Origin of the sequence: Bacillus sp. SRB_8, from assembly GCF_003264205.1 — a bacterium.
GTDB lineage: Bacteria > Bacillota > Bacilli > Bacillales > Bacillaceae_G > Bacillus_A > Bacillus_A mycoides.
This window is the reverse complement of sequence record NZ_NADT01000018.1, coordinates 696,914-712,565: the sequence shown is the minus strand read 5'-3', so window position 1 is coordinate 712,565 and position 15,652 is coordinate 696,914. Positions and strand designations below refer to the sequence as shown.

16 protein-coding genes are annotated in these 15,652 nt (G+C 37.5%); 14 read left to right on the top strand and 2 right to left on the bottom strand.

Annotated features, from left to right (window positions below):
• The 8 genes from B5P40_RS13820 to uvrC all read left to right on the top strand — a co-directional run.
• On the top strand, nt 1-548 hold a 548-nt coding region (locus B5P40_RS13820; protein WP_483296262.1), incomplete at its 5' end, for a BclA C-terminal domain-containing protein.
• A gap of 192 nt (nt 549-740) precedes the next feature.
• Entirely contained in the window at nt 741-2,426 is a 1,686-nt protein-coding gene (locus B5P40_RS13815; protein ID WP_085312458.1) for a long-chain-fatty-acid--CoA ligase, read from the top strand.
• Nucleotides 2,427-2,532: 106 nt separating this feature from the next.
• Nucleotides 2,533-3,120 carry a fatty acid metabolism transcriptional regulator FadR gene (locus B5P40_RS13810; protein ID WP_012261773.1) on the top strand — a complete coding sequence of 196 codons (588 nt, stop codon included), beginning with the start codon at nt 2,533-2,535 and terminating at the stop codon, nt 3,118-3,120.
• Nucleotides 3,121-3,131: 11 nt separating this feature from the next.
• Complete coding sequence (locus B5P40_RS13805; RefSeq protein ID WP_113709330.1) at nt 3,132-3,908, top strand: enoyl-CoA hydratase; 777 nt, start codon at nt 3,132-3,134, stop codon at nt 3,906-3,908.
• Between the two features lie 78 nt (nt 3,909-3,986).
• A complete protein-coding gene (gene etfB / locus B5P40_RS13800) occupies nt 3,987-4,760 on the top strand; it encodes an electron transfer flavoprotein subunit beta (RefSeq protein WP_002088867.1) in 774 nt (257 codons plus the stop codon).
• 36 nt (nt 4,761-4,796) lie between these two features.
• Nucleotides 4,797-5,774 carry an electron transfer flavoprotein subunit alpha gene (gene etfA / locus B5P40_RS13795; protein ID WP_113709329.1) on the top strand — a complete coding sequence of 326 codons (978 nt, stop codon included), beginning with the start codon at nt 4,797-4,799 and terminating at the stop codon, nt 5,772-5,774.
• A gap of 211 nt (nt 5,775-5,985) precedes the next feature.
• Nucleotides 5,986-6,300, top strand: coding sequence for a thioredoxin (trxA, locus tag B5P40_RS13790; protein ID WP_000974757.1), 315 nt, complete (start codon nt 5,986-5,988; stop codon nt 6,298-6,300).
• Between the two features lie 153 nt (nt 6,301-6,453).
• Nucleotides 6,454-8,238, top strand: coding sequence for an excinuclease ABC subunit C (gene uvrC, locus B5P40_RS13785; RefSeq protein ID WP_113709328.1), 1,785 nt, complete (start codon nt 6,454-6,456; stop codon nt 8,236-8,238).
• Between the two features lie 115 nt (nt 8,239-8,353).
• On the opposite strand, the gene B5P40_RS13780 is transcribed toward uvrC, so the two are convergent.
• On the bottom strand, nt 8,354-8,803 hold the full coding sequence (locus B5P40_RS13780) for a YslB family protein (protein ID WP_002015405.1): 450 nt from the start codon (nt 8,801-8,803) through the stop codon (nt 8,354-8,356).
• Between the two features lie 309 nt (nt 8,804-9,112).
• Here B5P40_RS13780 and sdhC point away from each other — a divergent pair, with 309 nt between their 5' ends.
• From sdhC to B5P40_RS13760, 4 genes are all read left to right on the top strand, one after another.
• The gene (gene sdhC / locus B5P40_RS13775; RefSeq protein WP_002015407.1) at nt 9,113-9,739 is read left to right on the top strand and encodes a succinate dehydrogenase cytochrome B558; all 627 of its coding nucleotides are present in this window, start codon (nt 9,113-9,115) and stop codon (nt 9,737-9,739) included.
• Between the two features lie 13 nt (nt 9,740-9,752).
• Nucleotides 9,753-11,546, top strand: coding sequence for a succinate dehydrogenase flavoprotein subunit (gene sdhA / locus B5P40_RS13770; protein WP_002034228.1), 1,794 nt, complete (start codon nt 9,753-9,755; stop codon nt 11,544-11,546).
• A complete protein-coding gene (sdhB, locus tag B5P40_RS13765) occupies nt 11,539-12,300 on the top strand; it encodes a succinate dehydrogenase iron-sulfur subunit (RefSeq protein ID WP_002088861.1) in 762 nt (253 codons plus the stop codon). The genes sdhA and sdhB overlap by 8 nt, the downstream gene beginning before the upstream one ends.
• 245 nt (nt 12,301-12,545) lie before the next feature.
• Nucleotides 12,546-12,989 (top strand): acyl-CoA thioesterase, encoded by a 444-nt coding sequence (locus B5P40_RS13760; RefSeq protein WP_113709327.1) that lies wholly within the window; start codon nt 12,546-12,548, stop codon nt 12,987-12,989.
• A 36-nt stretch (nt 12,990-13,025) separates the two neighbouring features.
• Here the strand turns inward: B5P40_RS13760 and B5P40_RS13755 are convergent, their stop codons facing one another.
• Nucleotides 13,026-13,805, bottom strand: coding sequence for a M15 family metallopeptidase (locus tag B5P40_RS13755; protein WP_002190805.1), 780 nt, complete (start codon nt 13,803-13,805; stop codon nt 13,026-13,028).
• A gap of 254 nt (nt 13,806-14,059) precedes the next feature.
• Between B5P40_RS13755 and motA the strand changes: the two genes are divergently transcribed.
• On the top strand, nt 14,060-14,854 hold the full coding sequence (motA, locus tag B5P40_RS13750; protein ID WP_002129301.1) for a flagellar motor stator protein MotA: 795 nt from the start codon (nt 14,060-14,062) through the stop codon (nt 14,852-14,854).
• Nucleotides 14,844-15,632, top strand: a complete 789-nt coding sequence (motB, locus tag B5P40_RS13745) for a flagellar motor protein MotB (protein ID WP_113709326.1) — start codon at nt 14,844-14,846, stop codon at nt 15,630-15,632. The genes motA and motB overlap by 11 nt, the downstream gene beginning before the upstream one ends.
• Nucleotides 15,633-15,652: the final 20 nt, after the last annotated feature.

The following is a 15,652-nucleotide window of genomic DNA, read 5'->3' as shown; positions in this document are numbered from 1 at the left end:
CAACAGGAGCAACAGGAGCAACGGGAGCGACAGGAGCAACGGGAGCAACAGGAGCAACAGGAGCAACGGGAGTAACGGGAGTAACGGGAGCAACAGGAGCAACAGGTGAAACAGGAGCGACGGGAGTAACAGGTACAAGTATCACGGCAACGTATGCATTTGCGAATAATACATCGGGTACGGCAATATCAGTATTACTTGGTGGGACAAATGTCCCACTTCCAAATAATCAGAATATCGGTCCAGGAATTACAGTGTCGGGGGGGAACACAGTATTTACGGCCGCAAATGCAGGGAATTATTATATTTCATATACAATTAATATAACAGCTTCATTATTAGTTAGTTCGCGAATTACAATTAATGGGGCACCGCTTGCTGGGACTATCAACTCTCCTGCATTAGCAACGACTTCATTTAGTGCAACAATTATTACGACTCTTGCAGCGGGGAGTGCAATTAGTTTGCAGTTGTTTGGATTGTTAGCTGTTGCCACATTATCAACGACTACACCTGGTGCAGTTTTAACGATTATAAGATTAAGCTAAGTAACGTGAACTCTCTTATTCTTTTAAAATTAGGAGAGTTTCTACATATAATAAGAAGTTAAGGAAGTAAAGCATAGTTATAAAAAGTCAGAATATTATGATTGTAACGATGTTACGACTATAATATAATGAAAACAACCATCATGAATGAACATTCATTTATTTTCACAAGTATTGGAAGGGGGAATGAGAGTGGAAAAACCTTGGTTGCAGAGTTATCCAGAGGAAATCCCAGGTACGATTTCATATGATATTCAGCCACTTCATGGATATTTAGAGAAAATGGCTGCTCGTTATCCAGAAAAGAAAGCGCTTCACTTTTTAGGTAAAGATGTTACATTTTCAGATTTCCATGACAAGGTAAAGAAATTTGCGAATTACCTTCAAAGGCTTGGTATTGAAAAAGGCGATAGAGTTGCGATTATGTTACCGAATTGTCCGCAATCTGTAATTGGTTATTATGGTACTTTGCTTGCGGGGGGGATTGTTGTACAAACGAATCCTCTTTATACAGAAAGAGAGCTTGAGTACCAACTTCATGACTCAGGGGCAAAAGCTATTCTTTGCCTGGATTTAGTGTTTCCGAGAGTTACTAATGTTCAAACTGCAACAAAGCTTGAGCATATTATCGTAACCCGTATTGCAGATTTTTTACCATTCCCTAAAAATTTACTTTATCCATTTGTACAAAAAAAGCAGGCAAATCTTGTTGTGAATGTGTCGGAAAGCGAAACGATTCATCTTTGGAAATCGGTAGAAAGAGAAAGTAATGCTGATGTTGAAGTTCCATGTGATCCTGAAAATGATCTAGCCCTTTTGCAGTATACAGGGGGAACGACAGGGTTTCCAAAAGGGGTTATGTTAACGCATAAAAACCTCGTTTCGAACACTTTAATGGGAGCGCATTGGTTATATAATTGTAAAGAAGGAGAAGAGGTAATTCTTGGTGTTCTTCCGTTTTTTCATGTGTACGGGATGACAGCTGTAATGAATTTAAGTATTATGCAAGGATATAAAATGGTGCTTATTCCGAAGTTTGATATGAAAATGGTTTTTGAAGCAATTAAGAAACATAAAGTTACACTATTTCCAGGAGCACCAACCATTTATATTGCTCTATTAAATAGTCCTCTTTTAAAAGAATATGATATTTCTTCAATTCAGGCTTGTATTAGTGGTTCTGCGCCGCTTCCTGTAGAAGTGCAGGAGGAGTTTGAGAGAGTTACAGGTGGTAAATTAGTAGAGGGTTATGGATTAACGGAGTCATCACCAGTTACACATGGGAATTTTTTGTGGGAAAAGCGTGTGCCGGGAAGTATTGGGGTACCGTGGCCGGATACAGAGGCAATCATCATGTCACTTGAAACAGGAGAGTCATTACCTCCAGGTGAAATTGGTGAAATTGTTGTAAAGGGCCCACAAATTATGAAAGGGTATTGGAATAAGCCAGAAGAAACGGCAGCTGTACTGCAAGATGGCTGGCTCCATACAGGTGATGTAGGATACATGGATGAGGATGGCTTTTTCTATGTGAAAGATCGTAAGAAAGATATGATCGTTGCTAGTGGCTTTAACGTATATCCTCGTGAAATAGAAGAAGTTTTATATGAACACGAAAAGGTGCAAGAAGTGGTAACAATCGGTGTTCCTGATCCGTATCGAGGGGAAACTGTAAAAGCGTTTGTTGTTTTGAAAGAAGGAACTGAGTGTTCTGAAGAAGAATTAGATCAGTTTGCACGTAAATATTTAGCAGCTTACAAAGTTCCGAAGGTATATGAGTTTAGAAGTGAGTTGCCGAAGACGACAGTCGGAAAAATTTTACGCCGTGTCCTAATAGATGAAGAGAAGAGAAAGAATGAGGATGAGCAAACGGGCTAAGGCCCTTTCTTTTTGAAAAAATAGGATTGACACTTTTCTAAATAGTCAGTATTATAAGAATATGAATGACTATTCATTCAGTCATCTTCTTGAAGGGGACAGTAAAGTGAAGAAAAATAGACCGAAATACAATCAGATTATTGATGCTGCAGTCATTGTGATTGCGGAGAATGGATACCATCAAGCGCAAGTTTCTAAAATTGCAAAGCAAGCTGGGGTAGCTGATGGCACGATTTATTTATATTTTAAAAATAAAGAAGATATATTAATATCCTTATTCCAAGAGAAGATGGGAGAATTTGTTGAAACAATTCGTCAAAAAATAGCAGGAATTGAAAGCGCTGTAGCGAAGTTATTCATGTTGGTAGAAACGCACTTCTTGCTGTTGTCACAAAATGATCCTCTTGCTATCGTTACGCAATTAGAGCTAAGGCAGTCCAATCAAGACTTGCGCCTTAAAATAAATGAAGTATTAAAAGGCTACTTACAAGTTATGGATGAGATTTTAGAGACAGGTATAAAGCAAGGTGAATTTCAGGCGGATTTAAACGTTCGCGTGGCAAGACAAATGATCTTTGGAACAGTAGATGAAGTTGTGACCAATTGGGTAATGAGCGATCATAAGTATGATCTGGTCGCACTTTCAAAAACGGTACATGGGCTACTTATTGCAGCTTGTGGTTATCGTCAATAATGGGAGGGATCATGTTGAAATTCCTATCTGTAAAAGTTGAAGATCATATCGCGGTGGCGACGTTAAATCATGCGCCAGCTAATGCGATGTCTTCACAAGTTATGCATGACGTTACTGAATTAATCGATCAAGTGGAAAAGGATGATAACATTCGTGTTGTTGTTTTACATGGTGAAGGACGCTTTTTCTCAGCAGGGGCAGATATTAAAGAATTTACATCTGTTACTGAAGCGAAGCAAGCAACAGAGTTAGCACAGCTTGGACAAGTTACGTTTGAGCGTGTTGAAAAATGCTCAAAACCAGTTATTGCGGCAATTCATGGAGCGGCACTTGGCGGCGGCCTTGAGTTTGCTATGTCTTGCCACATGCGCTTTGTAACTGAAAGTACAAAGCTTGGTTTACCTGAATTAACACTTGGATTAATTCCTGGTTTTGCAGGTACACAGCGCTTACCACGTTATGTTGGTAAAGCGAAAGCTTGTGAAATGATGTTAACAAGTACACCAATTACTGGTGCAGAAGCATTACAATGGGGACTTGTTAACGGAGTGTTTTCTGAAGAATCCATTTTAGAAGATACGCTTAAAATTGCAAAACAGATTGCTGGAAAAAGCCCAGCAACAACTCGTGCTGTGCTAGAGTTATTACAAACGACAAAATCGTCTCATTATTATGAAGGTGTACAGCGTGAATCACAGATTTTTGGTGAAGTATTTACGAGTGAAGATGGAAGAGAAGGCGTAGCAGCGTTTTTAGAAAAACGTAGGCCTTCATTTAGTGGTAGGTAGTCCAATTATTTTTTTAATAAAAATTAACAGAATTTTAAAATTGATAGAATCTTTCTGAAAAATAAGGGGGTAAATGGAATGAACATCTACGTACTCATGAAACGAACATTTGATACAGAAGAAAAAATCGTAATTAAAAACGGTGCAATTTACGATGGCGAAGCGGAATTCATCATCAACCCTTACGATGAATATGCGATTGAAGAAGCGATTCAAGTAAGAGATGCACAAGGTGGAGAAGTTACTGTTATAACAGTTGGTGGCGAGGATAGTGAAAAAGAACTTCGCACAGCATTAGCGATGGGCTGCGATAAAGCGGTACTAATTAACATTGAAGATGATGTTGAGAATGGTGACCAATTTACAACAGCAAAAGTGCTTGCTGAATATTTAAAAGATAAAGAAATCGATTTAATTTTAGGCGGGAACGTTGCGATTGACGGTGCATCTGGACAAGTTGGTCCACGAGTAGCTGAAGCGTTAAATATCCCATACGTAACGACGATTACGAAGCTTGAAATTGATGGTACAAATGTGAAGATTGAGCGTGATGTTGAAGGGGATACAGAAGTAATTGAATCATCATTACCTCTTCTAGTAACAGCGCAACAAGGTTTAAATGAACCGCGTTATCCATCACTTCCAGGTATTATGAAAGCGAAGAAGAAGCCACTAGAAGAAGTAGAATTAGATGATTTAGATTTAGAAGAAGATGATGTGGAAGCAAAAACAAAAACAATTGAAATCTATTTGCCTCCTAAGAAAGATGCAGGAAAAGTGTTACAAGGCGAGCTGCAAGATCAAGTAAAAGAACTTGTATCGTTGCTCCATACAGAAGCGAAAGTAATCTAATAAAATACGAAATTATATATGCAGGAGGGAAAATCTATGGCTCGTAAAGTATTAGTAATGGGTGAAGTTCGTGATGGATCGCTACGTAACGTTTCGTTTGAAGCGGTAGCAGCAGCAAAAACAATTGCAGAAGGCGGTGAAGTGGTAGGTCTTCTAGTTGGAGACAGCGTTGCCTCTTTTGCAAATGAATTGATTCATTACGGTGTAGATCGCGTTGTGACAGTTGAAAATGATAAATTAAAATCATATACATCTGATGGATATGCACAAGCGTTTTTAGCTGTATATGCTGAAGAAAAGCCAGAAGGCATTGTATTTGGACATACGGCACTTGGTAAAGATTTATCACCAAAATTAGCAGCGAAATTAGAAGCTGGTTTAATTTCTGACGTAACGGCTTTAGAAGTTGAAGGTGGAAATGTTATCTTCACTCGTCCGATTTACTCTGGTAAAGCATTTGAGAAGAAGATTGTAACAGATGGTATATTATTTGCGACAGTGCGTCCAAATAACATTGCAACTCTTGAAAAAGACGAGTCTCGCACAGCTGACGTGTCTTCTATTGCAGTTGATGTGAAAGATTTACGTACAATCATTCAAGATGTTGTCCGTAAAACTGCAGAAGGTGTTGATCTTTCTGAAGCGAAAGTTATTATAGCTGGTGGACGTGGTGTGAAGAGTGAAGAAGGATTTAAACCGTTAAAAGAATTAGCTGACTTACTAGGCGGCGCTGTTGGAGCATCTCGTGGTGCTTGTGATGCTGAGTACTGTGATTATTCATTACAAATTGGTCAAACAGGTAAAGTTGTTACACCAGACCTATACATTGCATGCGGGATTTCTGGTGCGATTCAGCATTTAGCTGGTATGTCTAATTCAAAAATAATTGTTGCGATTAATAAAGATCCAGAAGCTAGTATCTTCAAAGTAGCTGACTATGGTATTGTCGGTGATCTGTTTGAAGTATTACCTCTTTTAACAGAAGAGTTTAAAAAGTTAAAAGTACATTCATGATTTGAGTACCCTTGAGTTCCAAGTGAAGTACCCCTATATATAGAAAAAGGTGAGAGATCCCCTGTCTCTCATCTTTTTAGTATTTCATCCATATTTTTATATAGTATAAAGGAACATTTTTTTGTTACAATACATAACGATACATAATATTCGCCACGTATAAAAGTTAATGATATACTCTTGGTAGAATATACTTGAAGGAGGAAATAAAATGGCAATTATAAATGCAAATGACCAAAGCTTCGCAGCTGAAACTAGCGAAGGTGTTGTACTATTAGATTTCTGGGCGCCTTGGTGCGGACCTTGTAAAATGATCGCTCCTGTATTAGAGGAAATCGATTCAGAGTTAGGCGAGAAAGTAAAAGTAGTAAAAGTGGACGTTGATGAAAACCAAGAAACTGCTCGTCAATTCGAAGTAATGAGCATTCCAGCTCTTTTCGTATTAAAAGACGGTAAAGTAGTTGATCAAGCGTTAGGATATAAACCGAAAGAAGCGTTAGTAGAATTAGTTTCTAAACACTTCTAAAATAAAGAAGCTACCATTTGGTAGCTTTTTTATTTTCTTTTTTACAACCTTTCCGTTACAATAAAAGAACGTATGTTGGGTGTTTTGGCATAGTATGTTTTTATGTGAAAATAAAAATGATAAGCATAAGCATGTAGAAATGGAGGGAGACGAGTGCACGAGCATTTAAAAGAGAAGTTAGCAATTTTGCCCGATCAACCTGGTTGTTATTTAATGAAGGATAAGCAGGGAACGGTTATATATGTCGGAAAAGCAAAGGTACTCAAAAATCGTGTGCGCTCGTACTTTACTGGTTCGCATGATGGGAAAACACTTCGGCTTGTTGGAGAAATTGTTGATTTTGAATATATTGTGACTTCCTCAAATTTGGAGGCTCTTATTTTAGAGTTAAATTTAATAAAAAAATATGATCCAAAATATAATATTCAATTAAAAGATGATAAAACATATCCTTTCATTAAAATTACAGCTGAAAAACAGCCGCGCTTACTCATTACGCGAAATGTAAAAAAGGATAAAGGAAAGTACTTTGGGCCTTATCCAAATGCGCAATCGGCACATGAAACAAAGAAATTATTAGATCGTATGTATCCACTTCGTAAATGTTCAAATATGCCAGATAAAGTTTGCTTGTATTATCATATGGGTCAATGTTTAGCACCTTGTGTGAAAGAAGTAACGGATGAGCAAAACAAAGAAATTGTTGATGAAATTATTAAATTCTTAAACGGTGGGCATAAAGAAATTCGTTCAGAATTAGAAACGAAGATGTATGAGGCTTCAGAAAAGCTAGAATTTGAACGGGCGAAAGAGTTGCGAGATCAAATTGCTCATATTGATGCAATTATGGAAAAGCAAAAGATGATTATGAGTGATTTAGTGGATCGTGATGTGTTTGGATATGCAGTTGATAAAGGGTGGATGTGTGTTCAAGTTTTCTTCGTTCGAAAAGGAAAGCTAATTGAACGTGATGTTTCTATGTTCCCAATTTATGATGAACCAGAAGAGGGATTTTTAACTTTTATCGGTCAATTTTATGAAAACAGTAGTCATTTCAAGCCGAAGGAAATTGTTGTTCCAGGAAGTATAGATTCAGAATTAGTAGAGCGCTTTTTAGAAGTTGAAGCGACACAGCCGAAGCGTGGGAAGAAAAAAGACCTTGTAGAATTAGCAAATAAAAACGCAAAAATTGCACTAGAAGAGAAATTTCACTTAATTGAACGTGATGAAGAGCGGACGGTTAAAGCCATTGATAATTTAGGGAAGCAGCTGGGCATTGAAACACCATATCGTATTGAAGCGTTTGATAACTCGAATATTCAAGGGACAAATCCCGTTTCCGCAATGATTGCTTTTATCGATGGGAAACCAGCAAAGAAAGAATATCGGAAATATAAAATTAAAACGGTTCAAGGTCCTGATGATTACGAATCTATGAGGGAAGTTGTAAGACGCCGTTATACGAGGGCGCTTAAAGAGAATTTACCTTTACCAGATTTAATCATTATTGATGGTGGAAAAGGCCATCTGGCCGCTACAAGTGATGTTCTGGAGAACGAACTCGGTTTATATATTCCGATGGCAGGGCTTGTAAAAGATGACAAACATAAAACATCACATTTAATCATTGGAGATCCGCCTGAACCTGTGATGCTTGAGAGGAATAGCCAAGAATTTTATTTATTGCAACGCATTCAAGATGAAGTGCATAGATTTGCAATTACATTCCATCGCCAGTTGCACGGGAAATCGGTCATTCAATCAGCATTGGATGATATTCCAGGAATCGGCGATAAACGAAAAAAGGTATTGCTAAAACATTTTGGTTCATTAAAAAAGATGAAAGAAGCTTCCATATCGGAATTTGTCGAAGCAGGTATGCCGAAAAATGTTGCAGAGATGATTTATACTTATTTAACAGATAAGAAGACGTTGTAGTTTACAACGTCTTCTGTTTTTTGGTGTAATTTCTGAAGATTTAAAATAAACGCACCTAAATGAATATACAAAAAAGTCAACTAAACTTATATGTCTAGTTGACTGTAAGTAGATGCTACACTTCAATGAGATCTTTTATATCCCATTTAACAAGAAATGTAATAGAGTCTGAACGCTTTTTCTGTTCCTCATAGGACTCTGCAACGACGTTTCTTTGTCTTTGAATTTGCTCGGCGATAAATCCAGCTTCTAATTGATAAGATGAATGTCTTTTTTGTTTTTGACGCTCAGTAATAAGTGTACCTTTAAGTTGAAACTGCATTTCACGACGTTTATGTTCAATGATGCTTAAAGTGCCCCAACCAGCTTTTTCAAAAAACTGAATGACTTCTTCAATTGTTTCTAGCGGATATTTTCTCGCAAGGTTTCTACCGGCCCAGTATAAAATACCATCTAAATCGTTACCAATTAAATCAGGTAGTAATTCTTCACGTAGCAATTCATAAGCGAAGGCGTTCAATGAAACATCTTCTAAAGATGTTATATCGATTGTATTTTTGCTCACAATATTCCCCTCTTTCTATAGGGATTATTATATAACATTTTTCATTTATAAAAATAGATTTTTCTTTGGGGAAATCTGAATATATAAGAAAAAAAAAGAATTGGCAAATTATATGCAAATTATGTGCAAATTATGTATACGTTTTCTTGACGCTTCGACAAAAATAGGGGTAAAATGAACTTGTTATCAAATTATGCTGAAATATTTTGAATAATTTTTTCAGTTTTTCTTATGCCAATAGTGAAAAAACATTATTGTTGTAAATTAATCTGAAAACAGCAGTCAAACATTCAAGGGGGTAATGGGGACATGAAAGGCCGCGAGTATACGTTTCGTAAGTGGCACTCATTAATGGGGGTCATTCCGGTTGGTGTCTTTTTGACGCAACATTTAATTGTAAACAACTTTGCAACAAGGGGAGCAGAGGCTTTTAACAAAGCTGCAGGCTTTATGGAGCTCCTTCCATTCCGGTATGCGCTAGAAATTTTCATCATCTTTTTACCTATACTGTACCATGCTATATATGGCTTATATATTGCATTTACAGCTAAGAACAATGCGGTATCTTACGGCTATTTCCGTAACTGGATGTTCGTCTTCCAACGAATTTCAGGTATCGTTACGCTGATCTTCATTTCTTGGCACGTCTGGGAAACTCGTATTCAAGCATTGTTAGGTAAAGAGGTAAACTATGATATGATGGCAGATATTTTAAACAACCCATTTATGTTTGGTTTCTATTTAGTTGGTGTTGTTTCAACAATTTTCCACTTTGCAAATGGACTATGGACATTCTGTATAAGCTGGGGAATTACAGTATCTCCACGTTCACAAAGAATCTCTACTTATGTAACATTAGCTATTTTCTTAGGTCTATCTTATGTAGGTGTGAGTGCATTATTAGCGTTCATCGATCCACAGCTAGCAAACCAGTAAGGAGTGGGAGAGCATGAAAGGGAAACTTATAGTAGTCGGCGGTGGCTTGGCCGGCTTAATGGCAACGATTAAAGCGGCAGAAGCAGGAGTAAATGTTGAACTATTTTCTTTAGTACCAGTAAAACGTTCACATTCTGTATGTGCCCAAGGTGGAATTAACGGTGCCGTAAATACAAAAGGTGAAGGGGATTCTCCATGGATCCACTTTGACGATACAATTTATGGTGGGGACTTCTTAGCGAACCAACCACCAGTTAAAGCGATGTGTGATGCAGCACCTGGTATTATTCATTTAATGGACCGCATGGGTGTTATGTTCAACCGTACGGAAGAAGGACTTCTGGATTTCCGTCGTTTCGGTGGAACACAACATCACCGTACAGCATTTGCTGGCGCAACAACTGGTCAACAATTACTATATGCATTAGATGAGCAAGTACGTCGTCATGAAGTAGCAGGACTTGTAACGAAATATGAAGGTTGGGATTTCTTACGAGCTGTTGTAGATGATGAAGGTGTGTGCCGAGGAATCGTCGCGCAAGACTTACAAACTATGGAGATAAAAAGTTTCCAAGCTGATGCCGTGATTATGGCAACAGGGGGCCCTGGTATCATCTTTGGAAAATCAACAAACTCTATTATTAATACAGGTACAGCAGCGTCTGCTGTATATCAACAAGGTGCATATTATGCGAACGGTGAGTTCATTCAAATTCATCCAACGGCAATTCCTGGAGACGATAAGTTACGTCTTATGAGTGAATCTGCACGTGGTGAAGGTGGACGTGTTTGGACGTATAAAGATGGTAAGCCATGGTACTTCTTAGAAGAAAAATATCCAGCTTACGGAAACCTTGTACCTCGTGATATTGCAACGCGTGAAATCTTTGATGTTTGCGTAGAGCAAAAACTAGGTATTAACGGTGAAAACATGGTGTACTTAGATCTTTCTCATAAAGATCCGAAAGAACTAGATATTAAACTTGGTGGAATTATTGAAATCTATGAGAAATTTACAGGTGATGATCCTCGTAAACTACCAATGAAAATCTTCCCAGCAGTTCACTATTCAATGGGCGGATTATGGGTTGATTATAAGCAAATGACAAGTATTCCAGGTTTATTTGCAGCAGGTGAGTGTGATTATTCTATGCACGGTGGTAACCGCCTTGGTGCGAACTCATTATTATCAGCAATTTACGGTGGTATGGTAGCAGGACCGAACGCAATTGAGTATATGAAAGGTCTTTCTAAATCATCTGATGCTGTTTCATCTACTGTATATGAGCAAAATGAATTAATCGAAACAGAGAAATTTAACAATATTTTAATGCTTGATGGTAACGAAAATGCATATGTTCTTCATAAAGAGCTTGGAGAATGGATGACAGATAACGTTACAGTAGTTCGTGAAAATAAAAAGTTACTAGAAACTGATGCGAAAATTGAAGAGTTAATGGCGCGTTACAAACGCATTAACATTAACGATACAGCAAGATGGAGTAACCAGGGTGCTTCATTTACACGCCAACTTGCAAATATGTTCGAGTTAGCACGTGTTATTACAATTGGCGCATATAACCGTAATGAAAGCCGCGGAGCGCATTACAAACCAGAATTCCCAAATCGTGATGATGCAAACTTCTTAAAAACTACGATGGCGAAATTTGAGGGAGAAGGAAAGGCACCAGCATTCCATTACGAAGAAGTGGATGTTTCATTAATTAAACCACGTAAACGTGACTATTCCTCAAAACATGATGTAGCTGCTAAGGGTGAAGAGAAGGGGGATAAGCAACATGTCTGAGAAAACAATCCGCCTCATCATTACGAGACAAGATGGACCAGATGCACAAGAGTTTGATCAAGAGTTTGAAATTCCATATCGTCCAAATATGAACATTATTTCGGCACTGATGGAAATTCGTCGTAATCCTGTTGATTCAAAAGGAAACCAGACGACTCCGATTGCATGGGATATGAACTGTTTAGAAGAAGTATGTGGTGCTTGTTCGATGGTGATTAACGGAAAACCACGTCAATCATGTACAGCTCTTATTGACCAGTTAGAGCAACCAATTCGCTTAAAGCCGATGAAGACATTCCCGATTGTACGTGATTTACAAGTTGACCGTAGCCGTATGTTTAACGCGTTAAAACGTGTTAAAGCTTGGATTCCAATCGACGGTACGTACGACCTAGGGCCAGGTCCAAGAATGCCAGAGAAAAAGCGTCAATGGGCATATGAACTTTCGAAATGTATGACATGTGGTGTTTGCTTAGAGTCATGTCCGAACGTAAACAGTAAGTCTGACTTTATTGGACCAGCACCGCTTTCACAAGCGCGTTTATTTAACTCGCATCCAACTGGTGAAATGCATAAAGCAGATCGCTTACGTGCAATTATGGGTGATGGAGGACTTGCAAACTGTGGTAACTCTCAAAACTGTGTGCAATCATGTCCGAAAGGTATTCCATTAACAACTTCAATTGCAGCATTAAACCGTGATACAACAATTCAATCGTTCAAAGATTTCTTTGGTAGCGACAATAACTATTAATAAACATTGCCTCTTCTTGTTGAAGAGGCAATGTTTATAAGTTTATTTTTCTGTTTATTCTGTTTATCCCGCATTAACGGGCAGTAAAACTCCCACCTCAAAATTCAGGTGGAGCAAAGAAGCTAGGTGGGAGATCAACTGCCCGTAAACGCCCGATTGGTTCAACTAATAATCAGTGGGGGATGAACAAAGCCCCCACTGATTAAAGTTTCACTTTATTTTAAGGGCGAAAAGGAGAGGGAACGATGAAGAGAATTTCTTATATTGAAGACTTTGAGCAATGGGAAAGTGGTTTTTTATTTTATAATCCTGTCAAAGTTCGTTTTGGTGAAGTAGATATGTTTGGACATGTAAATAATGTCGTTGCTTTTACATATTTTGAAGAAGCTCGTATCGCATTATTTAAAGAACTTGGATTTATGCAAGAATGGACACATGAATCATCAGAAACGATGATCGTTGTTGCAGATTTACAATGTAATTTCATTAAGCAAATTTATTTTGATGAACAGTTGAAGGTATATGTAAAGGCAGAGACGGTTGGGAATTCTTCTTTAGATTTACACTATATGGTCAAAAATGCAGAAGGAGAAGTTTGTTTAGTTGGACGCGGTATGATGGTGCAAGCATCGAAAAAAACTGGAAGAGGCGAACCGTGGCCGGAGGAATGGAAAAAATTGCTGATATAATAGAATAAAAGAAAAATAAGAGAGCGATTCGCTCTCTTATTTTTTGTCCTCCATCGCCTCTTCTAATGTTAGATGGTGTTTATATATGTATGCGGCATATGGATTGCCGACGTAGCGTAAGTGCCACGGTTCGTATGAATACTCTGTTGTCTTTGTTTTATCCTCTAAATAACGAATGACAAATCCGAACTCATGGGCATGTTCTGCAACCCATTTTCCTTCTGCTGTCTCTCCGAAGATTGGTTCTAATTGGAATTTAGCAGATTTTGAGCTAATATCCATTGCTAGACCAGTTTGATGCTCACTTGTTCCAGGAATTGCACTTACCGAATCAGCTTCAGCTTTTCCTTGGCGCTTAATATATGTGTTATGTAATGACTGTTGGCGTTTGTAAGAACGGTAACCTGAAACTGCTGTAAGTTCTAAACCTTCTTCTTTTGCTGCTTGGAACATCTGCTCAAGAGCGTCTGCAGCATCTTTACGAAGTAATGTTTTCTCTTTATCTTTTGGACTAGTAAATGGTACGTTCGGTTTCGTCAAATCTTCTGGAATGTACCCATCTGGTAATTTACGATGTTTATTGACTAATACAAGAGCAGAATCTGGGTTTGTTACAACGGAAAATTTATCATTTAGTTTCTTTGCATTAGGATTAGCTTTTGGAAAAGCAGGGATTTCTTCTTTTGGATGGTTACTATGCTTTTGACTTTCGACAGCTTTCGCCTCGTTTTGCAGTGGTGATTTAGAACCAAAGTAAGCGAAAGATGTGATACCGATTACAATAGTAGCGGCAGAAATAATTATTATCTTTTTCATGATACCTTGTAATCACTGTCCTTTCTTAATAAAATATGTATCGGTTTTATTATAAGTCTAGCTTATTGAAAAAGAAATATAAGAGTCGTAACGTAATAGAAATGCAAAGAAAATGTCAGAAAATGTAGTATTTTTTCATATAATTCATTTCTTATCTTTCATGAAGTTCATTTTTTATGTAATATATACATATAAGAAGATGTAGCGATTATCGAGAATAAAAGACTTCTTGTATAGACTAGGAGTGAATGGGAATGGATTTTGCAACAATTATTGGAATCATTTTAGGAGTATTAGCGGTAGTCGTAGGGATGGTCGTCAAGGGCGCTGACATAACAGCCTTACTAAATCCTGCCGCAGCACTAATTATTTTCGTCGGTACATTTGCTGCAGTGTGTATTGCATTTCCGATGAATCAACTAAAAAGAGTTCCAAAATTATTTAAAGTTCTTTTTGGTTCAAATAAAAAAGATTTAAGTTATGAACAATTGCTAGAATTATTTGTTCATTGGACATCTGAGAGTAGAAAATACGGTATTTTGTCTTTAGAGCAACAATTAGATGAAATTGAAGATGAATTTCTTTTGCGTGGTATGAAATTTGTTATTGATGGTGTATCTGCAGAGGATTTAGAACAAATTTTAGAAGCCGAATTAGAAGCGATTGAAGAGAGACATGCAAAAGGGGCTGCTATTTTCTCGCAAGCTGGTACATATGCACCTACACTAGGGGTTTTAGGTGCTGTTATTGGTCTAGTAGCTGCACTTGGAAATTTAACTGATATTGAAAAGCTAGGGCATGCTATTTCAGGTGCGTTTATTGCAACGATTTTCGGTATTTTTTCAGGTTACGTATTATGGCATCCGTTTGCAAATAAATTAAAGCAAAAGTCTGCTGCTGAATTAGAGAAGAAACGTTTAATTATTGATTGTTTATTAATGTTACAAGAAGGTACATATCCGTTTATTATGAAGAACCGCATTTTAGGTGCACTTTCTGCAACTGAGCGTAAAAAGCTAGAAAAAGGAGCAGAAAAAAATGCGGAGTAAGAAAAATAGAAGAGGTAAAAAGAAAAAACATGATGAGCATATCGATGAAACTTGGTTAATTCCATATTCTGATATGTTAACGTTGTTATTTGCATTGTTCATCGTATTATTCGCAATGAGTAGTATAGATGCTGCGAAGTTTAAACAGATGGCAGTTGCTTTTCGAAGTGAGTTAGCCGGTGGAACAGGAAATAAAGAATTTTTAAGCGATCAAAAACCAAATGAGGAAAAAGAATTATCAGCAAATAGCCTTGAGGCAGAACAAGCAAAAAAACAAGCGGAAGATAGAGCTAAAGAAAAAAAAGAAATGGATGAGTTGAAAGCATTACAAAAAAAGATTGATCAATATATTAATGAGAAACAACTATCCTCTTCTTTTCAAACTAAGTTAACTGAAAAAGGATTAATGTTAACGATATTAGAAAATGTACTATTTGATTCAGGGAAAGCAGATGTGAAGTTGGAATCGTTAGGGATTGCAAAAGAGATGTCTAACCTACTTGTTTCAGCATCACCTCGTGAAATTACAGTGTCGGGTCATACAGATACGGTTCCTATCGCAAATGCTCAGTTTGCATCAAACTGGGAGTTAAGTACACAGCGTGCAGTTAATTTTATGCAGGTGTTACTCCAAAATAAAGAATTGCAACCAGAAAAATTTAGTGCAGTTGGTTATGGAGAATACCGTTCAATTGCACCAAATGATACGCCAGAAGGAAAAGCGAAAAATAAACGTGTAGAAGTATTTATTTTACCTTTAACAAGAAATATGCAATAAAAGAGGATGGCGAAGGCCAT